The 23,336-nt window shown below is 36.1% G+C and carries 21 protein-coding genes; 13 read left to right on the top strand and 8 right to left on the bottom strand.

All coding sequences use genetic code 11. From position 1 onward, the window contains the following. The first annotated feature begins 87 nt into the window (after positions 1-87). On the top strand, positions 88-888 hold the full coding sequence (locus AC5YGI_RS20935; protein WP_496169626.1) for a DNA alkylation repair protein: 801 nt from the start codon (positions 88-90) through the stop codon (positions 886-888). A 323-nt stretch (positions 889-1,211) separates the two neighbouring features. Here AC5YGI_RS20935 and AC5YGI_RS20930 read toward each other — a convergent pair whose 3' ends face one another. Together AC5YGI_RS20930 and AC5YGI_RS20925 are read right to left on the bottom strand one after the other, a co-directional pair. Beyond that, positions 1,212-1,970, bottom strand: a complete 759-nt coding sequence (locus AC5YGI_RS20930; RefSeq protein WP_496169623.1) for a TIGR03915 family putative DNA repair protein — start codon at positions 1,968-1,970, stop codon at positions 1,212-1,214. A gap of 194 nt (positions 1,971-2,164) precedes the next feature. After that, the gene (locus tag AC5YGI_RS20925) at positions 2,165-3,424 is read right to left on the bottom strand and encodes a putative DNA modification/repair radical SAM protein (protein ID WP_411413458.1); all 1,260 of its coding nucleotides are present in this window, start codon (positions 3,422-3,424) and stop codon (positions 2,165-2,167) included. A gap of 156 nt (positions 3,425-3,580) precedes the next feature. Here AC5YGI_RS20925 and AC5YGI_RS20920 point away from each other — a divergent pair, with 156 nt between their 5' ends. From AC5YGI_RS20920 to sucC, 4 genes are all read left to right on the top strand, one after another. Next, positions 3,581-4,909, top strand: a complete 1,329-nt coding sequence (locus tag AC5YGI_RS20920; protein WP_062676276.1) for a hydroxymethylglutaryl-CoA reductase, degradative — start codon at positions 3,581-3,583, stop codon at positions 4,907-4,909. Between the two features lie 166 nt (positions 4,910-5,075). After that, positions 5,076-6,164, top strand: coding sequence for a hypothetical protein (locus AC5YGI_RS20915; protein ID WP_496169620.1), 1,089 nt, complete (start codon positions 5,076-5,078; stop codon positions 6,162-6,164). A gap of 1 nt (position 6,165) precedes the next feature. Further along, positions 6,166-6,552, top strand: a complete 387-nt coding sequence (locus tag AC5YGI_RS20910) for a DUF423 domain-containing protein (protein WP_202841306.1) — start codon at positions 6,166-6,168, stop codon at positions 6,550-6,552. A 208-nt stretch (positions 6,553-6,760) separates the two neighbouring features. Further along, positions 6,761-7,951 carry an ADP-forming succinate--CoA ligase subunit beta gene (gene sucC / locus AC5YGI_RS20905; RefSeq protein ID WP_062676270.1) on the top strand — a complete coding sequence of 397 codons (1,191 nt, stop codon included), beginning with the start codon at positions 6,761-6,763 and terminating at the stop codon, positions 7,949-7,951. 211 nt (positions 7,952-8,162) lie between these two features. Here the strand turns inward: sucC and AC5YGI_RS20900 are convergent, their stop codons facing one another. Continuing rightward, on the bottom strand, positions 8,163-9,050 hold the full coding sequence (locus AC5YGI_RS20900) for a mechanosensitive ion channel family protein (protein WP_330743244.1): 888 nt from the start codon (positions 9,048-9,050) through the stop codon (positions 8,163-8,165). A gap of 94 nt (positions 9,051-9,144) precedes the next feature. Between AC5YGI_RS20900 and AC5YGI_RS20895 the strand changes: the two genes are divergently transcribed. Continuing rightward, positions 9,145-9,780 carry a peroxiredoxin gene (locus tag AC5YGI_RS20895; RefSeq protein WP_446104904.1) on the top strand — a complete coding sequence of 212 codons (636 nt, stop codon included), beginning with the start codon at positions 9,145-9,147 and terminating at the stop codon, positions 9,778-9,780. Between the two features lie 97 nt (positions 9,781-9,877). Here the strand turns inward: AC5YGI_RS20895 and AC5YGI_RS20890 are convergent, their stop codons facing one another. From AC5YGI_RS20890 to AC5YGI_RS20880, 3 genes are all read right to left on the bottom strand, one after another. After that, on the bottom strand, positions 9,878-10,468 hold the full coding sequence (locus AC5YGI_RS20890; protein ID WP_047435061.1) for an outer membrane beta-barrel protein: 591 nt from the start codon (positions 10,466-10,468) through the stop codon (positions 9,878-9,880). Positions 10,469-10,730: 262 nt separating this feature from the next. After that, positions 10,731-11,246, bottom strand: a complete 516-nt coding sequence (locus AC5YGI_RS20885; protein WP_047435058.1) for a membrane protein — start codon at positions 11,244-11,246, stop codon at positions 10,731-10,733. Between the two features lie 94 nt (positions 11,247-11,340). Continuing rightward, complete coding sequence (locus tag AC5YGI_RS20880) at positions 11,341-13,578, bottom strand: TonB-dependent siderophore receptor (protein WP_496169615.1); 2,238 nt, start codon at positions 13,576-13,578, stop codon at positions 11,341-11,343. A 182-nt stretch (positions 13,579-13,760) separates the two neighbouring features. Here AC5YGI_RS20880 and AC5YGI_RS20875 point away from each other — a divergent pair, with 182 nt between their 5' ends. Next, positions 13,761-14,816 carry a Gfo/Idh/MocA family oxidoreductase gene (locus AC5YGI_RS20875; RefSeq protein ID WP_496169613.1) on the top strand — a complete coding sequence of 352 codons (1,056 nt, stop codon included), beginning with the start codon at positions 13,761-13,763 and terminating at the stop codon, positions 14,814-14,816. A gap of 166 nt (positions 14,817-14,982) precedes the next feature. Here the strand turns inward: AC5YGI_RS20875 and AC5YGI_RS20870 are convergent, their stop codons facing one another. Further along, positions 14,983-16,875 (bottom strand): ABC-F family ATP-binding cassette domain-containing protein, encoded by a 1,893-nt coding sequence (locus AC5YGI_RS20870; protein WP_496169611.1) that lies wholly within the window; start codon positions 16,873-16,875, stop codon positions 14,983-14,985. A gap of 214 nt (positions 16,876-17,089) precedes the next feature. Between AC5YGI_RS20870 and AC5YGI_RS20865 the strand changes: the two genes are divergently transcribed. Together AC5YGI_RS20865 and AC5YGI_RS20860 are read left to right on the top strand one after the other, a co-directional pair. After that, a complete protein-coding gene (locus AC5YGI_RS20865; RefSeq protein WP_110008314.1) occupies positions 17,090-17,602 on the top strand; it encodes a 5' nucleotidase, NT5C type in 513 nt (170 codons plus the stop codon). A gap of 139 nt (positions 17,603-17,741) precedes the next feature. Continuing rightward, positions 17,742-18,599: a carboxypeptidase-like regulatory domain-containing protein gene (locus AC5YGI_RS20860; protein ID WP_446104907.1), complete on the top strand. Its 858-nt coding sequence runs from the start codon at positions 17,742-17,744 to the stop codon at positions 18,597-18,599. 59 nt (positions 18,600-18,658) lie between these two features. Here the strand turns inward: AC5YGI_RS20860 and AC5YGI_RS20855 are convergent, their stop codons facing one another. Further along, positions 18,659-19,522, bottom strand: coding sequence for a glycoside hydrolase family 25 protein (locus tag AC5YGI_RS20855; RefSeq protein ID WP_496169608.1), 864 nt, complete (start codon positions 19,520-19,522; stop codon positions 18,659-18,661). Between the two features lie 66 nt (positions 19,523-19,588). On the opposite strand from AC5YGI_RS20855, the gene AC5YGI_RS20850 reads away from it, so the two are divergent. The 4 genes from AC5YGI_RS20850 to AC5YGI_RS20835 all read left to right on the top strand — a co-directional run bounded on the left by AC5YGI_RS20850 (position 19,589) and on the right by AC5YGI_RS20835 (position 23,332). Continuing rightward, a complete protein-coding gene (locus AC5YGI_RS20850) occupies positions 19,589-20,851 on the top strand; it encodes an NAD(P)/FAD-dependent oxidoreductase (RefSeq protein WP_330743224.1) in 1,263 nt (420 codons plus the stop codon). Then, positions 20,848-21,519, top strand: coding sequence for a tRNA (guanosine(37)-N1)-methyltransferase TrmD (gene trmD, locus AC5YGI_RS20845; protein ID WP_110008092.1), 672 nt, complete (start codon positions 20,848-20,850; stop codon positions 21,517-21,519). Before AC5YGI_RS20850 ends, trmD begins: the two co-directional genes overlap by 4 nt. A gap of 379 nt (positions 21,520-21,898) precedes the next feature. Further along, a complete protein-coding gene (locus AC5YGI_RS20840; RefSeq protein ID WP_446104909.1) occupies positions 21,899-22,834 on the top strand; it encodes an endonuclease/exonuclease/phosphatase family protein in 936 nt (311 codons plus the stop codon). A gap of 27 nt (positions 22,835-22,861) precedes the next feature. Next, positions 22,862-23,332, top strand: a complete 471-nt coding sequence (locus tag AC5YGI_RS20835) for an Lrp/AsnC ligand binding domain-containing protein (protein WP_002976659.1) — start codon at positions 22,862-22,864, stop codon at positions 23,330-23,332. Positions 23,333-23,336: the final 4 nt, after the last annotated feature.

Raw genomic sequence — 23,336 nt, 5'->3', positions numbered from 1 at the left:
ACTTTTTTATCCCTATGGGTGAAAAATGTGCGGTATTGTTTTTCTCCGCCCACTTTCAGACTTTTGTAAAGGTAATCATTAAATAGTATGACAGAAAAAAGAACAGGAGCCCGTTCCATCAAAGAGATTCCACCGGATATTTTGGATCAGCTGAACAGAGGAGAAATTGAAACCGCCAACCTTACAGAATGGCTGGCCGTAGATCAAAGGTTGCTGCTGGAAAACCTGCTTTTACAGAATGATCGTACAGGATATCTTATACCTGTTTTAGAAAATGTAAATCAGCTGAAAAAGCAGACTGTCAATACCATTAATGAAACAATTGGTGTTGGGCTTCTTAATCTGGCTTTGAAAAATAAGGATGACGAATTTCTTTTTAAATTGTCAGTTCATCCCGCAGATTTGGTACGGTGTTGGGCAGCTTATACGATTGGAAGAAACAACGATTTAAAACTCAGAGAAAAATTAGAAAAAATTCAGCCTTTCGCTGCTGACTCTCATTTTGGGGTAAGGGAAATCTGCTGGATGACAGTGCGTCCGGATATTTCCAGAAACCTGGAAGAAAGTGTATCCATATTATCAACGTGGACCATACATGATAATGAGAACGTAAGACGTTTTGCCAGTGAATCTACAAGACCGAGAGGTGTTTGGTGTGAACATATCGATGCTTTAAAACAAAATCCGGGACTTGGACTGGAAATTCTGGAACCTTTACGATCAGATTCCTCCAGATATGTACAGGACAGCGTAGGCAACTGGCTGAATGATGCCAGCAAATCACAACCCGAATTTGTAGTGGAAATCTGTGATGAATGGCTTCGGGAAAGTCCGACAAAAGAAACGCAGTATATTGTAAAAAAAGCGTTACGGACCATCACAAAGTGAGAGTTATCCACAAACTGGAAATGTTGATTTGGTTTTTGAATCTGTAGGTTACAGATTTACATGGGTTTATAATATATTTTTATATTCCTTTACTTCCTGGAACTGGCTTTATTTACTCCATTTTTATAAGAAAATTGATGTTGAACTATTTTCAATGTTAACGGTATGTTAACTCAAAAAAGTTATCCACAATATGGGTTTTCTATTAATGTGGATTCTATCTTCCGTAAAATGAACAGATTAAAAAATATGGGTCAAAAAATAATTTGAAATCGCAGCTTTTATCACCCAAATAAAAAGTTATCCACAATATGGAATTACGGCTACCATTTTTCAGTCAGATATTTCCAGTATCTTTTGGGAACATGCTGAATATGGAGTTTCATGTTTTTTCTTTCCACGATATTGGTTTTTGTGAAATATCGCTGCCAGAGTATCTGATAATTGTTTTCTTCATCATGAAATTTCTGCTGATAATTATGGAGATTAATTTTTTCATCAGGATAGAAAAACTCACAATCGTTCAGATCATACAGAAGTCCATAGTTTCTCCGGAGATCGTAGATCATCCATTTCTGATCCTGGTATCGGTCGTGAAAATGTTTTCTGATTAAAGGAAGAACATTGAAGTCAGGATCTATTTTGGAGAAAAAAACACCATCCTGCATTTTTTCGAATCGGACAAAAGCCGTCATTCTGTGTCTTTCCCGGTCTACTGATTTACAGATTTTTGAAATTTTTAAAACATCATTATCGGCAAAGTTTTCAAGAATATTATTTTCTGGATTCTTCACCGACTGTCTTACCGCAGATAAGATGAGGTTTTCCAGCTCCGGATCCTCAGATAAAAAAACTTTCAAAAGTTTGTAAACTCCCTGTTTCCCAATATTCTGCTCCAATTTGTTGAGAACCCGCTCAGACTTTTCTGTCTGAGTAATAACTTCATGAATTTCTGCAAAAATATTTTCCTGATGAAACCTTTCCCTGCTTATGATTTCTACATCTTTATAACGATATTCGAAAACTTCAAATACTGCTGTGAAAAGACCGTCAAAACTTCCATCGTAGAGTAGGGTTGTCATGGGTTGAGTTTAATAATTTATAGTTTAGTTGGGGTGTCATTCTGAACACAGACTGAAAGTCTGCGAACGAAGTTCATAAATGAAGTGAAGAATCTGTTTTAAAGGAGAGATTCTTCCTTCGTCAGAATGACAGTCGTGGTGTATTATAAATTAGTGTTCATTTGTGAAAATATTGATGTCATTTGTGTTTAAAATCAAAACAAAGTCAGCTGTTGCGAAAACTGGTTATGGAATTTGGATGAACTTCCGCCTATCAGCAATTTCCTGAAATTTTTATCCGTTAAGTATTTCAGGTAGGCATTCCCAGCATTAAAATCAATAAAATATTTTGCCCGGTTGACAGCTGCTCCGAGTTTTTTCAAATGATCCATCGTTAAAATCTGAAAACGTCTTGCACTTACAATTTTCTGAGCTGTTTTAACACCAATTCCGGGAATTCTTAAAATCGTCCGGTATTCGGCAGTCTGGAGATTCACCGGGAACTGATCCAGATTCCGTAATGCCCAGCTTAATTTCGGATCCATTTCCAGGTCGAGAAAAGGAACATTCGGATCTAAAATTTCTTCCGCTTTAAAACCATAAAATCTCATCAGCCAGTCCGACTGATACAATCGGTTTTCACGAAGCATAGGTACTTCTGTGGTTAAAGAGGGTAATCTCTGGTCTTCCAGAACCGGAACATACCCGGAGTAATAAACTCTTTTCAGATTAAAATTTTTATAAAAATGATCGGCCACTTTAATGATCTGTAAATCGTTTTCATTGGTTGCTCCCACAATCATTTGTGTAGACTGTCCGGCCGGAGCAAACTTCGGAACCTTCTTAAGAATTTTCTTTTCATCTTTATATTGAATAATTCCTTTTTGGATATACCGCATCGGACTGATCATATCCTGCCTGTTTTTTTCAGGAGCCAATAATTTTAATCCGCTTTCTGTAGGAATTTCAATATTTACCGATAACCGGTCTGCATACAACGCAGCTTCCTGCATCAGATCATCACTTGCCCCCGGAATAGATTTCAAATGAATATATCCGTTAAAATTTTCTTCCAGACGCAGCTTTTTGGCCACTCTTACAAGCCTTTCCATTGTGGTATCAGCATTTTTAAAAATTCCTGAGCTTAGAAACAAACCTTCAATATAATTCCTGCGGTAAAAATTGATGGTAAGATCTACCACTTCTTCTACCGTAAAAGCAGCTCTTTTGATATCATTGGAACTTCTGGAAACGCAGTAAGCACAATCATAAATACAGTGGTTGGTCAACAGAACTTTAAGCAGAGAAACACATCTTCCGTCTTCTGTATAGGTATGACAAATTCCGCTTGCAGAACTGTCTCCTAAAGCTCCTTTTTTATTCTTCCTCGTGCCTCCGCTTGATGAACAGGAAACATCATATTTCGCTGCATCAGCAAGGATTTCAAGCTTTTCTTTAAGGCGGTCAAAATTCATATTGTAAAATGATTGATCTGTTTTGTATCAATGATGTATTTTAATTTTGTTCAAATTTAGTTCCAAAATTGATAAAAGTCAATCTTTTTTCATACAAGTTATCAACAAAAAAGAGTCTCAAAATCATTATATTTACGGCTCATTAAAGTTTATATCATGAATCATAAACCAATCGAAGGTTTTTCCAAGCTGCCAAAGCAGGGGAAAATCGAATGGCTCGTAAACGAATATCTTGAAGGAAACCAGGAATATCAAAATATATTAAAACAATACTGGAATGATGATGCAGATCTTCAGAAGCTTCACGAAGAATTTTCTGAAAACACCATCTCTAATTTCTATATGCCTTACGGAATTGCTCCGAACTTTTTAATCGATGGAAAACTGTTGGCGCTTCCAATGGCAGTTGAAGAAAGTTCAGTAGTAGCGGCTGCTTCCAAAGCTGCCAAATTCTGGATCGATAAAGGAGGTTTTAAAACAACGATTATCAATACTGAAAAACTGGGGCATACCCACTTTATTTTTAATGTAGAACCTCACAAATTATTACATTTCTTTAATTTCAGCCTGAAGAAAAAATTATTTGAAGCTACAGAAGATATCACGGCGAATATGAGAAAACGCGGCGGCGGTATTTTAAATATCAGCCTGGTGGATAAAACAGCAGAAATGCCGAATTACTACCAGTTGAAAGCAAGCTTTGATACTGTGGATTCAATGGGAGCGAACTTTATCAACTCATGTCTTGAGCAGTTTGGAAAAACATTGAGACAGGAAGTGGCTACCAGCGAAGATTTTACTCAGGAAGAAAAGAATTCACTACAGATTGTGATGAATATTCTTTCCAACTTTACCCCTGACTGTATCGTGAGAGCTGAGGTTTCGTGCAAAATGGAAGATTTAAAAGATGACAGTGGAATTTCTCCTGAAGAATTTGCTTCTAAATTCAAACAGGCCGTTACCATTGCAGAAATAGAACCTTACCGTGCGACTACTCATAATAAAGGAGTAATGAATGGAGTAGATGCCGTTGTAATCGCTACCGGAAATGATTTCAGAGCTACGGAAGCCTGTGCGCATGCGTATGCTGCAAGAGACGGGCAATACAGATCTTTGACTCACTGTACAACAGATAACGGAATTTTCAGATTCTGGATTGATCTTCCTATTTCCGTTGGAGTTGTGGGAGGACTTACCAATCTTCACCCTCTGGTAAAATTCTCTTTAGCGCTACTGGGTAAACCTTCTGCACAGGAACTGATGAGCATCCTGGCAGTTTCAGGTCTTGCTCAGAATTTTGGAGCATTGCGCTCTTTGGTAACCACAGGAATCCAGAAAGGACATATGAAAATGCACTTATTGAATATTCTGAATCAGTTGGGTGCTACTGAAGAAGAAAAACAACATTTTGTAACGTATTTTAAAGATAAGACGGTGAGCCACCACGAGGTGATCAATGAGTTTAACAGAATGAGAGGAAACTAATGCTACAGATCATCTTGCCTATCGTATTCCTTCTTTTTGGATTTTTTCTGAAGAAAACAAACAATGAAGGTTTCAGAAGTTCCAAGAAATTCGCCAATATGTTTATCATACTGGGGATTTCTACACTGGTTGCCAAGTTCATTTTAATGTACTTAAAATCAAAATAGTGAAAAAGGGTATTGTATTTTTCTTACTGATTTCCGGATTAAGTTTTTCGCAGCAGCAAAAAGTGAAAGTCAGTAATCTGCAGCCTAAAACTGAAGATACCGTTTTTCCGGTTGTTTCCTATCCTGAAAATCCACGGGTAGAAAATAAAATCAATACATTTCTGCAGGTGGATCAGCTGGAATATGTTCCCGGATCTGGCGGAAATCCTTTTAAACTGGCTTCTACAGCAACCAATTCCTATTCCAACTATCTTTATTTTTATAGTTGGGATAAAATTGAAACTCCTGAGAATATTCTGAGTATTGCCATAGACGGCGAAGCTTCCGGTGCTTATCCGGAAGGGTTTTTAATCTGGAAAAATTTTGATCTGAGGACAGGAAACTATATCAATGCTGAAGATTTATTTCAACCTAATTCTGTGAAAATGGTTGAAAGTATCATTCAGAAAAGGGTAAAGAAAAGAATTGCCGACTTTCTGGTCAAGCTGAAAGTAGAAAAAAATCCACCTGAGGAAACTGAAGATCAGATTGCAATGTATGAAGACTGCTTTACAGAACATACATTGGAAGATATCAGATATTTCTTTGGAAAAGATAAACTGACATTTGTTGCCGGAAGATGTTCCAATCATGCCATGAGAGCTCTGGATGATCTTGACAGCCATGAAATAGAATTTTCTTATAAGGAGTTGGAAAAATACTGGAGTCCTTACGCGAGAAATTTAATTTCAGGTTCTGAAAAAACAGAAAAAACCAGTTTCAGAAATAAGCTGTACAAAGGGAAAATAGATGGAAAATATCCTGTCACTGTTTTTATCAGCCGTTTATATAAAGGAGAAAGTGAAAACGATACAAGCTCCTTTACTGCATTGTATTGGTATGATAAAAATAAAAAACTAATCCCATGGGACGGTAAAATGAAAGGAAATCATATTTCCATTACTGAGAATGATCATTATGATGAAGCTGCCGGCAAATGGATTCCAAGAGCTTTTGTAGAAGCAGATATGAAAGGAAATACAATTTCAGGAACATGGCAGGATGATAAAACAAAAAAATATTTAACCCTAGAATTAGAAGAGTTATAAAATGAAAACAATCACATTAATTTTTGGAGCAGTTTACGGAATGGTTTCTGTAATCCTGGGTGCTTTTGGAGCACACGCTTTAAAGAAAATATTAGCTGTGGAAAGACTGGAAAGTTTTGAAACAGGAGTAAGATACCAGATGTATGCAGCTTTTTTCCTGCTGATCATCGGATATATCTTAAAATTTGAAACTTCCGCTGAAAAATGGACTTCCATTTTAATGATTGCAGGAACATTTTTATTCTCTGTAAGCATTTATTTCCTGAGCATGCAGGATTATTGGGGAATGAATCTTAAATTCTTAGGCCCTATCACTCCGCTTGGAGGTCTGATGATGATCTTAAGCTGGGGAATGCTGATCTTATATTTTGCTAAAAATAGAATTTAGGGAATAAAAACTAACAGAAGAAGGCGGCTCATACGAACATTCAACCTCTTCAATCTGAGAAATTAGCGGAAGAATAAGGGAAAACAGGAAGATATGTTAAAAATCAAGTCGGTCAGACTTTAATTTTTAAGTCAATAAACTTGGACTTCCGTGTCTTTTTAGTAAATTTGTCAACCTTTAAATATTAAAATAAAATAATAAAAATAATATGAATCTTCACGAGTATCAATCAAAAGAGATTTTATCAAAGTATGGAGTAGCTATCCAACGTGGTTTCGTTGCAAACAACGTAGATGAAGCTGTAGCTGCTGCTGAAAAACTAACTGCTGAAACTGGCGCTCAAGGGTGGGTAGTAAAAGCTCAGATCCACGCAGGTGGTCGTGGTAAAGGTGGTGGTGTAAAGTTCTCTCCAAACATGGATAAGCTTAAAGAAAACGCTCAGAACATCATCGGAATGCAGTTGATTACTCCACAAACTTCTGCTGAAGGTAAAAAAGTAAATTCTGTTTTGGTTGCAGAGGATGTATATTATCCAGGTGAGTCAGAAACTAAAGAATTTTATGTTTCTATTCTATTAGACAGAGCTGAAGGTAAAAATACAATCGTATATTCTACTGAAGGTGGTATGGATATTGAGCACGTTGCTGAAGTAACTCCTCATTTGATCCACAAAGAAATCATTGATCCTGCTTTAGGTCTTCAGGGATTCCAGGCTAGAAAAATTGCTTTCAACCTAGGTCTTGAAGGAAATGCTTTCAAAGAATTTGTAAAATTCATCGGTTCTCTTTATAATGCTTACACAGGTATTGATGCATCTCTTTTCGAAATCAACCCTGTATTAAAAACTTCCGATAACAAAATTATCGCTGTAGATGCTAAAGTAACTTTAGATGACAACTCATTGTTCCGTCACAAAGACTTAGCTGAACTGAGAGATACAAGAGAAGAAGATCCAATGGATGTAGAAGCTGGTGAAGCAGGTCTTAACTTCGTAAAACTTGATGGTAACGTTGCTTGTATGGTAAACGGAGCTGGTCTTGCAATGGCGACTATGGATATCATCAAATTATCTGGTGGTAACCCTGCAAACTTCCTTGACGTAGGTGGTACTGCAGATGCTCAGAGAGTACAGACTGCTTTCGGAATCATCTTAAGAGATCCAAACGTAAAAGCTATTTTGATCAACATCTTCGGAGGTATCGTAAGATGTGACAGAGTTGCTCAGGGGGTTGTAGATGCTTACAAAGCTATGGGTAGCCTTCCTGTTCCATTGATCGTAAGATTACAAGGAACTAACGCTGTAGAAGCTAAAAAATTAATTGACGAGTCTGGTCTTCCGGTACACTCTGCAATTACTTTAGAAGAAGCTGCAAACAAAGTAAAAGAAGTTTTAGCGTAACCTAAAATTTTTGAATAAATAAAGAAACCGTTTCATTTGAAACGGTTTTTTTGTTGGAACGTGAAGGATGCAGCTTTGTTATAACTTCATCGGAAATACTATAAACCTAACAGGTTTCTAAAACCTGTTAGGTTTAAATATCTCCTCCTATCAATCATCATAAAAAAGACCATTTCAATACTCGAAATGGTCTTTTATTTTATAAATAATTTTACTTATCCTGATGATTTTCCGGCAAGTTAGTCTCTCCACTTGTAATGCTGATGCTCGTTGGCGTTACCAGCTGAATTTTATCCGTATCAAAGCGTTCTTTAATCCCTAAATAAGCCTGGCTTCTTACCTGCGCAAGATTAGCCCCCACTTTTATCCAGAATTTTACCTGAAGATTAAATGCACCTTGCTTCAAATCTGTAAAAATCACTTCTAGAGTGTCCAGCTTATCCACATTATCAAGATTTTTAACCACATCAAGAATTCCTTTCTGTGCTTTGGTAATATCTTCATCAGCCGGAATTTCAAAATTTAAAATAATTCTGCGCTGTGGCGAAGCGGTAATATTGTAAAACGGAGCATTGAAAACAACCTGATTAGGGATATAAGCTTTCTTTCCGTCATCAGTAAGAATTTTTGTAGTGAGAAACCCAATTTCCTGTACTGTTCCTGAGTGGGCTCCTATGGTAATATAATCTCCTACCTTGTAAGCTTTGTCAATTCCAATAAGCATTCCTGAGAAAATACTGGATACCAGATCTTTTAGAGCAACCCCGGCAATAACCCCTGCAACTCCTAAGCTTCCGATAAACTTCCAGAGAAAGCCGCTGAAACCCATTATTTCAAGAGCAATAAAGGTTCCCATCAGCATGATCAAAAATCTGAATATACTGATTAAGGTAACTAAGGAGCTCTCTTTGCGACTTTTAGGAAAAAATTTATGGAATAATTTTACCGCTGCCTGGCTTAAATATTTGCTGGTAACCAGGAAAAAGGTAAATACTAAAATTCCAACAATCAGCTTGGGTGTAAGTTCAGCGAAGGTGATATACCAATTTTCCAATACCTTGTAAACAAGATCTACATACCTGAGTCCGGTTTTCTCCATGAATAAAATTTTAATTAAAGATATAAATTTTCATCAAAAAATTTGCCAGTTCCAAAAAGTCTACTAAATTTGTAGACTATAAAGAAAAAACATTATGTCAATCAAACTAGGAGATACAGCACCCAACTTTCAGGCAGAATCATCGGTAGGTGATATCAATTTTTATAATTATCTGGGAGATTCCTGGGGGATTCTGTTTTCGCATCCTGCAGATTATACGCCGGTATGCACTACAGAATTGGGGTATACTGCAAAACTGCAGTCTGAGTTTGATGCCAGAGATACAAAAGTAATTGCCCTGAGTGTGGATGGGGTAGAAGATCATCAAAATTGGGTGAAAGATATTAATGAAACTCAGAACACCCAGGTGCAGTTTCCTATTATTGCCGATAAAGACAGAAAGGTTTCAGAACTGTATGATTTTATTCATCCCAATGCTTCGGCTACCGCTACAGTACGTTCTCTTCTGATTATTGATCCTTCCAAAAAAGTAAGACTGATTATTACCTATCCGGCCTCTACAGGAAGGAATTTTGACGAGATCCTTAGAGTGCTGGATTCTTTACAGCTGGTAGATAATTACCGTGTGGCTACTCCTGTGAATTGGGAAGTTGGAGAAGATGTTATTGTCCCTCCAACAATTTCTACAGAAGATGCCCGGAAAATATTCCCGAAAGGGGTAACGGAAATAAAACCCTATCTGAGATACACCCCCCAACCTAATACATGATTTATTTGATTTTTTATAGTTTAGTTTTAATTTGTACGAAAAGTGCCCCGGAAATAAATTCCGGGGCACTTTCATTTTTTTATAAGTATTTCAGTGATTACTTAACGTCGTTGATGATTTGTTTCGCTTTAGACGTTGGAAGATAAATCTGGAATCCTAAACCAAAAGTAATTTTGTTAGTGTATCCACCGCTTCCGAATCCTGCATTTGCATCATATTTCACTAAACCTTCCAATCCGATGTTTGGAGTGATGAAGTAAGAATAACCAGGTCCGAATCCGAAGTTAAGACCGTTGGAAGAAGAACCTCCTTTAGAGATAGACATACCTCCAACACCTACATTACCTTCGAAGAACCATCTTCCGTGGTGTAATAAGTTGTTTACTCCCTGCTCTCCCGGGTTAAGATAGTAACGTCCTAATGCTCCTACATTATATGTAAAAGTAGTGGGTGCATCTTTAGCTCCTTTGAAACCTAAATCTACGTATCCCCCAACTGCGATATTATCTTCGATGAAATAGGCTCCTTTAGGCTGAATTGCAAAGTTGTATCCTGCTCCTTCATTTAAACCAAAATTTGCCCCTACAAGGTTACCTCCTACCATCCAATTACCTTTTTGAATCTGAGCGTTGGCAGTTGCTGTTAAGCCTGCTACGGCTAATATTCCTGTTAAAATAAGTTTTTTCATAATTTATTATTTTAATAATTAAATGTTTATTATTCACGAATTATAGAAAAAACAATAAATGTGCCAGACTCTTAATTTTACGTAATTTTTCTAAACAAACGTTAAGATTTTCAATGAGATATAGTTTATTTTTTTAACCTGTCGGCTCTATACGTTATGATAATAAATAAAATAAAATGGTTGTTTTAAGAAAAAAATGATAAAAGTAGATAATATATCATTAATTATATAAAACACTTATTTTTCTTTGCCCATTCGGAATTTAAATAAATAAAAGGATCACCGAAATGATCAGACCTGCAATTGTAAATTTGATTCCACGTTTGAATGCTTTGGTCTTGGGATTAAACATCCAGAAACTTGAGATGACGAAAAAGAAAAGAGAAACTCCGAAGAATACGCTTAGAGGAGATATAGCATCTTTCGATTGTGATTTGTGAAGCGAAACCATTTTGTCCAATACGAAAGGAAGTTCCTTTTTGGTATATTTGGCTTTTCCGGTTGCACTGTCATAAGTTCCCTGTTTAAAATAAAGAACACTTCCTTCTGTTTTTTCCACTTCCAGGCCTTTCATCTTAAGCTCTTTTTTCAGCTCTTTTTCTGAAAGATTGGCTGCGATATTCTTTTCGTATTTCTTTTCACTTTTCAGGAAATCTGTGTCTCTGTACACCAGAAGAATTCCACTTAATGAATATACAGCCATAATTCCGGCAAGGAAATATCCCAGGTAACGGTGCGTAATTCTCATGAAACTTCTTGTGTCTTTAATCTTATCCATATCTTATTTTTTTGTTTTTGTTTAAAATTTCAAAAGTGGAAACTGCAAAAATGCAATTTCCACTTTTAGTGAAAGAATTGTTATATAAAGAATTCTAGAGTCTGTATGTCAATGTGAAATAGTAATTTCTAGGCGTAATCGGATTCACTGAATAATTCTCGTGAACATTGTAGTTTACGACATCAAACAGGTTGCCCACTTTCCCTTGGATAGAGAATTTTTTCCATTCGTAGCCTACTGATACCATTACTGTAGTGTAATCTTTTAAAGCAAATGATCTGCTGATTCCATTTCTTGCACCCAAGCCTGTAGAACCACTTTTTGTATCATTCCATCCTGCTAATCTGTCACCGATGAAGTAAGCACCTGCACCTACTTTAAGTCCTTTCGCATAACGTGTAAATTTATAAAATACAGAAGCGTTAGCTGTTGTAGCTGGTGTTCTTACTAACCTTTGTTTCTCAACATATCCAAAACCGTCTGGTGTATCAAGGTATACAGAGTTGTTATAAGAGAATCCACCAATAATTGATAAATTTTCTGTAGGATTTCCAGTAATATCCAACTCAACTCCGCGACTTCTCATTTTTCCTGCAAATTCTTTATAAAATGAATCTGAATTCGCCTGTCCATTAGCTAATTGAGGTGCGGTCTGATAATAATTATTATAAACAATTTGATATACTGTAAGGTTTATAGCTAAAGCATTATTCCAAAAATTCTTTTTTACTCCTGCTTCATATTGATCAATAGTAGTAGGCTTTAATGCTTGTTCATAAATATCTTTTCCTGTATTTTGAGCAAAAGAGTTGGTATAGGTTGCAAACACAGAAAGGTTATCGTTTGGCATATATACTAAACCAGCTTTTGGTGAAAATGCTCTGTCAGATATTGCTGTATTTTTTTGATCAACATCTCCAAGGTCATTTGAAAATGTATTTTTAGTATTGGTCATTGTTTCTAAATAAGACCATCTTAAACCAGCAATTACTTTAAGTTGCTTGGTAAGGCTTATGAAATCTTGAATATAAATACCAAATCTTTGCGTAGGAATTCTTGTTCTGTCTTTTAAGGAAGCATCAGGCATTTTTCCGCTGGCCCAACTTGAAGGATCATCTAAATAAAGGTTATTATTAATGGTTGCAGTATTGCCGTTAGTTCCATAAACAGTTGGATTGGTATAGGTATAATTATTTTGAACACCATAATCTCCATCAGTACCAATTAAAACCTTGTGATTGATTTTTCCTGTATTGAACTCTCCATTAATATTAACTTGTAATGAAGTGTAATTTTGTTCGTTAAATGTTTTGTTTAAAGGTCTTAGCCAGAAAAGACGGTTCGTGTTCTTTTCATATGCCCACTGTACTCTTTCAGTAGAATAGTAGTCCTTGGTATAGTTTTGATAAGAAGCAACAGCATTTAATGACCATTTGTCAGTAAACTGATGATTGAAAGTTATGTTGGTAGACACTTGCTCCACATTTTGATATTGCCAGTCAGCACCTAAGAAAGCATTTTTAGGAAGAATGTCATTGATTCTATAACTTCCATCAGGATTAGTGATGGATCCAAGACCAAAATCAGGAGTGAAATTATTTTTAAGGTAATCCGCTTCCACAATCAATTGTGATTTTGGGCTTAAATTGAAAAGGAAGGATGGATTGAAGTAATATTTCTCCGATTCTACAACATCTCTGAAACTTTCAGCATGCTCGTAGGCTCCATTTACTCTGAAAGCAATATTTTTAGATAAAGGACCATAAATATCAACTGTTGGTTTATAGGAATTCCAGCTTCCGCCGTTTAACCCGATACTTCCACCAAAATTGAATTTAGGCTTTTTTGTAATCATATTGATAACACCACCAGCTGCTGTATTTCCAAAAAGCATGGCATTGGCCCCCTTTAAAACTTCTACTCTTTCCAGACCACTTACTTCAGGGAAAACACCGCTGTTTACTCTTGAACCATTTTTAAAAATATTATCATTTCCTAAAATGAAACCACGCCCACCAAAACTATCCTGAGAATTTCCTCTGGATGAAGTGATGTACAATCCGTTTACATTCTGAAGAACATCACTCAGTTGCTTTGCCTGCTGCTGCTCAATGATTTCGTGGGTAACAATAGCAATAGGCTGGGGAGTTTCCATTACCGTCAGATTTGACTTGGTTGATAATGGTCTTGCCTGGTTGGGATTTCCTGTTTTATGAAGATTGATATCCTCAATGGTCTGTGTTCTGATGGTATCTGCTTCAGCATTTTTCATCTGAGAACTCGCTGAAACAGCGATGAATAGAAGACCTAAAGAAAGTAATTGTCTTTTCATTTTATTTTTATGTAGAACAGTTTTAAATAAGGCGCAAATGTAAGTATTTGTTTAGAATAGATAAAAATAATTTTATGATTTAAATCATATTTTTACAGCTGATGAGATGGATTATTTCTATAGCTCCTTTACACTAAGGGATAGAGAATTTTTTATGAATATATTTGTTAAAAAATTACAATATGCAATTGGTTAAAGCAGGGCTTTGTGCCTTTGGAATGAGTGGGAAAGTGTTCCATGCTCCCTTTTTAAAGGAGCATCCGGGATTTTTTATCTCTGCTGTGGTGGAAAGAAGCAAGGAAGAATCGAAGGTGAAATATCCTGAGGCAACAATCTATCGTTCCGTGGAAGAAATGCTTCAGCAGGCAGATGTAGAATTGGTGATCATCAATACTCCGGTTCAGACCCATTATGAGTATGCCAAAAAAGCACTGGAAGCGGGAAAAAATATTATTGTGGAAAAACCTTTTACAGTAAATGTTTCTGAAGCAGAAGAGCTGGTGCAACTGGCTGAAGAAAAAGGTTTGTTTCTGAGTGTATACCAAAACCGAAGATTTGACCGTGACTTTCTGCAGGTTCAAAAAATTCTGAATGAGAAGAAAACAGGGAATATTAAAGAAGTTGAAATACGTTTTGACAGATTCCGTACCACTGCCAGTGGAAAGCAGCATAAAGAAAGTCCGGATCAGCAGGGATCAGGATCACTTCATGATCTGGGAGCACATCTTGTAGATCAGGCAGTACAGTACTTTGGGTACCCCGAAAAACTTTTTGCTGATGTATTTTCTATGAAAGGAGCTGAGTTTGCTAACGATTACTTTGAAATTCTTTTATTCTATAAAGATAATCTGAGAGTAAGACTGAAATCGTCTGTATTCAGTAAAGAAGGGCATTATGCCTACACGATTCATGGAGACAGAGGAACTTTCCTCCAGGAAAGAACCGATAATCAGGAAAATGAACTGGTAGCAGGTGCTATGCCTGAATATGGTAAAGAATGGACACAGCCTTTGAAAGAGCCGGACGGCATTTTAAACTTCCTGAATGATCATTCCGAAACAGAACGAATTCTTACCTCCAGCGAAGCCGGAAATTATATGGATTATTACCAGCAGATTTATGAACACATCGTTTTTGGATATGCCTTACCATCTCCGGGAAAAGAAATTATTCAGAATATGAAAATCATTGATGCTTCTCTTGAAAGTGCAAAAGAAGAAAGAATAATCAAATTATAAATGATGAGTTATGAATTATGAATGAATTCAAAATTTCAGGTTCAAGGTTTAAAGTTTCAGGTTGATTGTAGTTGTGATTAGAAATTTTCAACTCATTTACACTCAAACCCTAAAACACTCAAACGCTCCGACTCATTCATAATTCATAATTTTTAACTCACAATTCTTAAAGTAGCTCCTGAAGCTCAAGCCATCTCATTTCGTGGTTCTCCAGTTTTTCTGAAACAGTTTCCAGCTCGGAAGAAAGATTGGCTATCTTTTCATAATCAGCTTCGTTGTTGAGCTTATCCAGAATTTTTGCACGCTGTTCCTCCAGTTCAGGCATTTCTTTTTCAATCGTCTCCAGCTCCCTTTGTTCTTTAAAAGTGAGTTTTCTTTTAGAATTGGAAGACTGGCTGCTTTCTGTTGAAGAAACAATTTCTTTTACAGGCTCAGGTTTTACCACAGCATTTTTTTCTAACGCTTCTTCACGGCTTCTGGCTTCTCTGTATTCTGAGAAATTCCCTACAAAATCTCTGATTTTTCCGTTTCCTTCAAAAGCCAGAACATGATCTACAATTCTGTCCATGAAATACCTGTCGTGGGAAACGATAATCAAAGACCCCTGGAATTGCTGAAGAAAGTTTTCAAGAACCGTTAGCGTGGGAAGATCTAAGTCATTCGTAGGTTCGTCAAAAATCAGGAAGTTAGGATTCTGATACAAAATATACATCAGGTGAAGTCTTCTCTTTTCACCTCCGGAAAGTTTAGAAATAGGAGAATATTGTGTCTGATCGTCAAATAAAAATAATCTTAAGAACTGTGAGGCGGATAAACTTTTACCATTCGCTAAAGGATAAAATTCTGCAATTTCTTTGATGAAATCAATCACACGTTCATCCTCTTTATAGGTAAGACCTTTTTGCGAAAAGTAACCGAAAGAAATAGTTTCTCCTGTTTCAATTTCTCCTTTATCGGCTTTTTCAAAACCTTGAATAATATTAAGCAGGGTAGATTTTCCCGCTCCGTTCTTTCCAATGATTCCAACCTTTTCTCCACGTTGAAACTGGTAGCTGAAATCTTTCAATAAAACTTTAGATCCAAAGCTTTTATCAATATGTTTGAGTTCAAGAATTTTATTTCCCAGACGTTTCATTTCAAAATCAAGCTCCAGCCCGTCTTTTCTGGTGTCGGTTTTGGCCACTTTTTCCGTTTCGTAGAAAGCATCAATTCTGCTTTTTGATTTTGTGGTTCTGGCTTTTGGCTGTCTTCTCATCCATTCCAGTTCCTTTCTGTAAAGGTTATTCGCTTTATCAATCGTAGCATTAAGATTCTCCTCACGAATCATCTTGTTCTCAAGGTAAGTTGCATACGAACCATTGTGAACATACAGATTCTGATCCTCCATTTCCCAGATAATATCACAAACACTGTCAAGGAAATACCGGTCGTGGGTAACAAGCAATAAAGTAATTTTTGCTTTGTTCAGATAGTTTTCAAGCCATTCTACCATATTCACATCCAGGTGGTTGGTAGGTTCGTCCATGATAAGAAGGGTATGTCTGTGCTCGGCTCTTGTTTCTGTTAAAAGTTTAGCCAGCGCGACACGTTTGATCTGCCCTCCGGAAAGGGTTCCCATTTTAGCTTCAAGATCTGTAATTTTAAGCTGGGAAAGAATCTGCTTCATTTCATTTTCCAGATCCCAGGCTTTATGAACTTCCATATCAGCCAGTGCTTTCTCAATAAAATCATTATCTGTAGAATGAAGTGAACGATGATAGTTTTTAAGCGCCAGGATAGGCTCGGAATCCAGGGTCATCATAAATTCTTCAATGCTCAGCTTAGGATCATAATCAATCTCCTGATCAAATAATACCACCTGGATATCTTTATTGATGATCGCAGTTCCGCTGTCTGCAATTTCCTTACCCATTAGTATTTTAAGAAGTGTAGATTTTCCACTTCCGTTTTTGGCAACAATCGCTATTTTATCTCCTTCATTGATGTGGAAAGAAATATTTTTAAACAAAACTTTGATGCCGTAAGATTTGGTAAGATTTTCTGCAGAAACGTAATTCATTGGGAATTAATAGTTTGATTTTAAATTTCAATTGAACCGCAAAAATACGAAAATGTAGCCTAAAACTTCCCGGAACCTCTTTTATAAAAATGAATATTTATAATTTTTTAATAAACTGTGCCCCTTATCTGAAAAAACTAATCAGTAAATTTGATCAACCACAATGAAATGTACATTGTAAATAGTAATACATAATACAAATCTGATTGAAGTAATGAAAAAAGTTATCGTCGACATGGATGGAGTAATGGCGGATGTATATCATCAGCTGGCGCAATTTGAAAAAAGGGATACAGGAAGAGAAATTGAAATCAGTGATTTGGCTGGTAAGCCTGAAATAGAGTCTTTTCCCAACGGAAAAAAGCATGTGAATGAAGTAGGCTTTTTCAGAACCTTACCGGTAATGAAAGGAAGCCGTGAGGCAATAGAATATCTTAATAATAAATATGAACTCTATATTGTATCTGCCGGAATGGAATTTCCGAACAGCCTACGGGAAAAATATGACTGGCTGGCAGAACATTTTCCTTTTATCACATGGGAACAGATTGTTCTTTGCGGAAGTAAAAGAGTAGTGTCCGGAGATGTTATGATTGATGATTATCCTAAAAATCTGGACCATTTTTCAGGACAAAGACTGATATTTACCCAACCTCATAATGAACTGATAGAAAATGATACCTATGAAAGAGTTCATTCCTGGGAAGAGGTTATGAATATCCTCTGATCCTGAGTTTAAATTCCTGATAGAGCTATCAGAGAATTCTGGAAATTTTTAAATAAATTTAACTAAAGGGAGAATAAATTTAATAAAATGTTGGGAGGCCGGCATATTGAAATTAGATATGTTTGCATCAAACTTTAACATGAAAATATATTCTACTTTATTTTTCCTTGTGGCAGCCTCAGCCTTCCATGCGCAGGTTGTTTCCGGAACTATTGTTTCTAAAAACGAACATCAGCCTATTCCTTATGTGAAAATCGGGATTGAGAAAAAATCAACAGGCACAATTTCAGATGAAAAAGGAAAATTTTCAATTGATCTTTCCAATACAGATCCCCAGCAGAAAATAAAAATAGAAGTCCCGGGATACGATCTTTATCAGGAAACAATACAGGATTTTAAAAAGTATGACCAGCAAAAAATATTTTTAACGGAGAAAACTAAAAATATTAAAGAGATTACAATTAAGCCTAAAAAGCTGGTAGATAAAAACTGGGGGGTCAATACCAAAACAAAAAGTGTTATTTATTCTGTTAACCCGGAATTTGACAAAAAGAGTTTTCTTGGAGAAACAGCTTTAGAATTCAACGCAAAGAAAAGATCAAAGCTTAAAAATATCAATCTGAATATAGCCAGCTATGTTTCTACCGAGCCGGTTTTAATGAGATATAGCATTTACAGTGAAAAAAATGGTTTCCCGGATAAGAATATCCTGGAAGAGGAGATTACCGTAAAGCTCACTGAAGATATGATCAAAGACGGAACGTATACACTGGATGTAAGCGACCGTAATATCTGGCTGCAGGGAAAATTTTTTATCGGCATACAGTTTTTAAAAGATTTTGACGGCAGGATTAAAATCAGCGCTGCTTTGTTCAGAACAGGGTTTATAAGGGAGTTTTATGGTGATTGGCAGAAAATGACCATTGCCGCACCAGCCATTAATATTGATGTGAAAATGGATAAAAACGGAAGCAATAATATGAATGAAGATGATTAATATATATGTAGTTTGATCAGCTGGACAATTAATTAACTGTTCCATACATTCCCTTCTTTCTAATCCAGTGTCAGCCTTTTTAACGACCACGAATTACCATTGTAGACATCAAGATCCACTTTTGTATTGATGCCGTGAACAATACCGTTTTCTGTGAACTGCCAGAAATCCCACTCGTCATCGGGAGAAGGTGAGGGAACATCGTTGTAATTGGCAAGCCATAAAGGGTAGCCTTCAAACTCGCCTTTCAGAAAATCTTTATAGTAATGGTAGTACGTGTAGATGATAGGTTTTTCACCATAGGCTTCTTCTACAATTTTACACCATACTTTCAGGTCTTCAACCAGTTTTTTGTTGGTTTTACGCTTTGGAATTTTTTCAATATCAAGAATCGGAGGAAGGTCTCCGCTTTCAAGTTTCACGTTGTCTAAAAAATTGTTGGCCTGGATCACGGGATCTTCATCGGTTCTGTAAAAATGATAGGCGCCACGGATAAGCTCATGTTTTTGGGCACTTTCCCAAAATTCATCAAAATGCTTGTCGGCACTACGGTTTCCCATCGTTGCACGCATCACGACAAATTCCAGCGGAATCGTTTTATTTCCGATGCTGAGGCTATCCCATCTGATATCTTCCCGGTTTTGATAATGGGAAACATCAAAACCATAGGTTTTATCAAGGTTGCTGGCTAATATTCTCTGAATTCTTGCTGCCTCCTTTTCACTGTTATGAAGCTTTTTATGCTTAAATTTATTAAAGTACAAGGCATAGTAATAGCTGACGGACTGCTTTAAGTAAAGTCCTGTTCCTACTAATGCCGTTATTAAAATTGCCAGTATGACCCATCTTCGGAAAAAATACTTCTTCCGTCTCGACTTATGGACTTTTTTGGCAGTTTTTTTGGTGTACTTTTTTGGTGTCATAAAGTTTTGCAAAACTAACTTTTTTCACTGCGAAATGCTAAAATAAAATCAGTAAATTTGTGTATTATGGAAACACGCGAAAAAATCATCATTATTGGAGGAGGATTTGCGGGGCTGCAGCTTGCAAAAACATTGAATAACAAGAACAAAAAGGTTATTGTTCTCGACCGGATGAACCACCATATGTTTCAGCCGCTTTTTTATCAGGTAGCCTCGGGAAGGATAGAACCTTCCAACATTTCTTTTCCCTTCAGAAAGATTTTTCAGCAATCCAGAAACACACAGTTCCGTATGACTGAGGTGAAAGAAATAGATCCTGCCAACCATAAAGTCATTACCGACGAGGCAGAATTTACTTATGATAAACTCATCATAGCAACGGGCTGTAAAACTAATTTTTTCGGGAACAAAGAACTGGAAGGAAAAGCTTTCGGGATGAAAAATACCCAGGAAGCCATTAGTATCAGGAATCATGTTCTGATGACCTTTGAAAAGCTGATTATTGAAAAAAGCAGGAGCGATGACGGAAACTGGAATATTGTGATCGTTGGAAGCGGACCTACCGGAGTAGAATTGGCCGGAGCTTTTGCTGAAATGAAAAAAGACATCCTTCCAAGAGATTATCCTTACATGAATTTCGACCATCTGAAAATTATTCTGGTAAGTTCCACAGAAAAACCCCTTGCTGTCATGAGCAGTGAAGCTCAGGAAAAATCTGAGAAATACCTGAAAGATCTTGGTGTTACTTTTTTGAGCGGGGAAGTGGTAACAGATTATGATGGGGACAAAGTACATCTCAGAAGCGGAAAAGAAATACCATCCAATAATGTGATCTGGGCTGCCGGAGTTACAGGAAATGTAGTAGGAGGGTTTCCGGAAGAAAAATTAGTAAGAAACAGATATATTGTAGATCGATATAATAAAATAAAGGGTTACGATAATATTTATGCCATCGGGGATATCGCCTATATGGAAACACCGAAGTATCCGCAGGGACATCCTCAGGTAGCCAACGTAGCCATTAATCAGGCCAAAAATTTAGGTAAAAATCTTTTAAAGAAAAGTCAGGAAGAATGGAAAGAATACGAATATGATGACAAAGGCTCATTAGCGACCATTGGGAAGCACAGAGCAGTTGTTGATCTGCCGTTTATAAAATTCCAGGGATTTCTGGCATGGTATTTCTGGATGTTTCTCCATTTAATGCTAATTTTGAGCGTTCGTAATAAGCTGGCCATATTCTTCAACTGGATGTGGAGCTATATCAACAAAGATTCTTCTTTAAGATTAATTATTATACCTACTAAGAAAAACGGAACATTACAATGAGAATTGACATAATAAGCGTCCTTCCGGAATTGATGGAAAGTCCTTTCAAAACTTCTATTTTGAAAAGAGCAATGGATAAAGGACTGGTAGAAGTACATTTTCACCATTTAAGAGACTGGGCAGTCAATAAGCACAGACAAATTGATGATGAGCCTTATGGAGGCGGAGCAGGAATGGTAATGATGGTTGAGCCGCTGGATAAATGCATTTCAGAGCTTAAATCTCAAAGAAATTATGATGAGGTGATCTACCTGACACCGGATGGAGTTACTTTGAATCAAAAAATTGCCAATTCATTGTCTATCAAAGAAAATCTGATCTTTCTTTGCGGGCACTACAAAGGAATAGACCAAAGAGTAAGAGATCTTCATATCACAAAAGAAATTTCAATTGGAGACTACGTCCTTACAGGAGGAGAACTCGCTGCCTGTGTTTTGGCAGACTCAATTATCAGATTGCTTCCCGGAGTTTTGAATGATGAGCAAAGCGCTTTAACAGACAGCTTCCAGGATGATCTTCTTTCACCGCCCATCTATACAAGGCCAGAAAGTTATAAAGGTCTGGATGTTCCCAAAATCCTGTTAAGCGGGAACTTCGGAAAAATTGAAGAGTGGCGTCATGATGAAGCTGTAAGAATTACAAAAGAAAAACGTCCCGATTTATTGTAAACAAAAATTGCAGGAACGAATATAATTCTTGCTTCCACTTAAATTCCATTTATTTAGGTAAATGGAATAATATTTGTTGTTATTTAAAAAAGTGTGAAAAATATTAATGATAGTGATTTTAAATTGAAGATTTATTTCTATTATTCCATGTTTTTTATATTGTCTCAATTTTGGTTAATATATTGAAACTGTCAAATAATTGAAAAATTAATTTATAATGATTTATTTCGTTAGTATTTTTTACTATATTTGAATTGTTTTTTATTGGAAATTGATTTACTGTTTTGGAGGTAAATCACGAAAAATTGAAAAAAAATAATAAATTTACATCTTAAAGTAAAAAGAACATAATAAATTAAAAGTATAGAAATTAGTGTAGATGGAGCTGTTCTCTTTTTATAATGTTGAAAATTTATTTTTGCCCGATCCGAAACCTGTCCACAAATTAGATCCTACCCGGTCAGGATTAAGGAATTGGGATGAAAAGAGATATAGAAACAAGCTTTTCAAAATCTCACACGTATTTCAGCTGATGAAGGAGGAAAATGATGTATTACCATTTTTAATAGGATTATCTGAAGTTTCCGGAAGGAAAGTTTTAGAAGACCTTGTAGGGATGGAACCCTTTAATTCTGAATATGGAATTGTACATTATAATTCCATGGATGAAAGAAAAGTGGATGTAGCCATGTTATATGATAAAAATAAAGTAGAGGTAATCGATTCAGAAACCATTACTTTCTTTTTTGAAATAGTAAATAAAAACACAGAAAATTACGACACAACCAGAGACGTACTTTTTTCAAAAGTCAGATATAAAGGGGAAATTATTAATGTCTTTATCGCGCATCTTCCCTCTAAACGCGAAAAAGATATCAATAAACCCAAAAGAACCTTTATATTGAATGAAATCCGGGAACGGATTATGAAAATTGTAAATGCTGACAAAGAGCATGTTATCTTGTGTGGTGATTTTAACGAAAACCCGGATGATGAAAATTTAGTACAGATTCTCTATGACAATGACCGTGAGAAGGTCTTAATGAACCCTTTTCAACAATTGTTTTCTACAAGAAATTATTCTACTTTTCATTATAAATCTGGATTGCTGTATGATCAGATCATTATGTCAAGATCTTTACTTGATAATAAGACGCTGGCTTTTCAGGATGCCCATATTTTTAATTCTGAAAAAATCCGCAGCAGAACCAGAAATTTTGAAGGACGGCCTTTCCGAACTTATGCCGGTACCCGGTATTTAGGAGGATATAGCGATCACTTTCCGGTTTTTGTAAAATTTAAAAATTTACATTAAAAAACATAAATAATAAAAAAGTAGAAAATGAAAAATTCGAGCAACACAAGCTACCATTTAGATTCTATTGACAAAGAAATCATCTACATGTTGATGGATAATGCTAAAACTTCTTTAGCCCACATTTCAAAAAATGTAGGAATTTCCACTACTGCAGTGCATCAAAGAATCAAAAAACTCGAACATGCAGGAGTTATTGAAAATTCAATATCATTTCTTAATCCTAAGAAAATTGGATACAAAGTAATTTCCTACATTGGTGTATTTTTAGATCAGCCAAGCCATTATCCGGAAGTGGTAAAGTCTTTGCATGATATCAACGAAGTAGTGGAAGCCCACTATACGACAGGAAATTATACTATTTTTCTGAAAGTTCTTTGTAAAGACAACGATCACTTAATGCAGATCCTTAGCAAGCTTCAAAAGCTGAAAGGTGTAACCAGAACAGAAACTTTTATATCTTTGGAACAAGGTATTTACAGACAATTGAAAGTATAACAAC

The organism is Chryseobacterium sp. CS3K3.1 (assembly GCF_059515165.1).
This window is presented reverse-complemented; position numbering and strand designations above follow the sequence as displayed.

Excerpts from the sequence above, each read along its gene's own strand:
- AC5YGI_RS20880 (WP_496169615.1), bottom strand. The coding sequence starts at position 13,578 with ATGAAAAGACAATTACTTTCTTTAGGTCTTCTATTCATCGCTGTTTCA.
- AC5YGI_RS20925 (WP_411413458.1), bottom strand. The coding sequence starts at position 3,424 with ATGAATTTTGACCGCCTTAAAGAAAAGCTTGAAATCCTTGCTGATGCA.
- sucC (WP_062676270.1), top strand. The coding sequence starts at position 6,761 with ATGAATCTTCACGAGTATCAATCAAAAGAGATTTTATCAAAGTATGGA.
- AC5YGI_RS20910 (WP_202841306.1), top strand. The coding sequence starts at position 6,166 with ATGAAAACAATCACATTAATTTTTGGAGCAGTTTACGGAATGGTTTCT.
- AC5YGI_RS20865 (WP_110008314.1), top strand. The coding sequence starts at position 17,090 with ATGAAAAAAGTTATCGTCGACATGGATGGAGTAATGGCGGATGTATAT.
- AC5YGI_RS20935 (WP_496169626.1), top strand. The coding sequence starts at position 88 with ATGACAGAAAAAAGAACAGGAGCCCGTTCCATCAAAGAGATTCCACCG.
- AC5YGI_RS20930 (WP_496169623.1), bottom strand. The coding sequence starts at position 1,970 with ATGACAACCCTACTCTACGATGGAAGTTTTGACGGTCTTTTCACAGCA.
- AC5YGI_RS20890 (WP_047435061.1), bottom strand. The coding sequence starts at position 10,468 with ATGAAAAAACTTATTTTAACAGGAATATTAGCCGTAGCAGGCTTAACA.
- AC5YGI_RS20850 (WP_330743224.1), top strand. The coding sequence starts at position 19,589 with ATGGAAACACGCGAAAAAATCATCATTATTGGAGGAGGATTTGCGGGG.
- trmD (WP_110008092.1), top strand. The coding sequence starts at position 20,848 with ATGAGAATTGACATAATAAGCGTCCTTCCGGAATTGATGGAAAGTCCT.
- AC5YGI_RS20895 (WP_446104904.1), top strand. The coding sequence starts at position 9,145 with ATGTCAATCAAACTAGGAGATACAGCACCCAACTTTCAGGCAGAATCA.
- AC5YGI_RS20875 (WP_496169613.1), top strand. The coding sequence starts at position 13,761 with ATGCAATTGGTTAAAGCAGGGCTTTGTGCCTTTGGAATGAGTGGGAAA.
- AC5YGI_RS20855 (WP_496169608.1), bottom strand. The coding sequence starts at position 19,522 with ATGACACCAAAAAAGTACACCAAAAAAACTGCCAAAAAAGTCCATAAG.
- AC5YGI_RS20900 (WP_330743244.1), bottom strand. The coding sequence starts at position 9,050 with ATGGAGAAAACCGGACTCAGGTATGTAGATCTTGTTTACAAGGTATTG.
- AC5YGI_RS20920 (WP_062676276.1), top strand. The coding sequence starts at position 3,581 with ATGAATCATAAACCAATCGAAGGTTTTTCCAAGCTGCCAAAGCAGGGG.
- AC5YGI_RS20835 (WP_002976659.1), top strand. The coding sequence starts at position 22,862 with ATGAAAAATTCGAGCAACACAAGCTACCATTTAGATTCTATTGACAAA.
- AC5YGI_RS20840 (WP_446104909.1), top strand. The coding sequence starts at position 21,899 with ATGGAGCTGTTCTCTTTTTATAATGTTGAAAATTTATTTTTGCCCGAT.
- AC5YGI_RS20860 (WP_446104907.1), top strand. The coding sequence starts at position 17,742 with ATGAAAATATATTCTACTTTATTTTTCCTTGTGGCAGCCTCAGCCTTC.
- AC5YGI_RS20885 (WP_047435058.1), bottom strand. The coding sequence starts at position 11,246 with ATGGATAAGATTAAAGACACAAGAAGTTTCATGAGAATTACGCACCGT.
- AC5YGI_RS20870 (WP_496169611.1), bottom strand. The coding sequence starts at position 16,875 with ATGAATTACGTTTCTGCAGAAAATCTTACCAAATCTTACGGCATCAAA.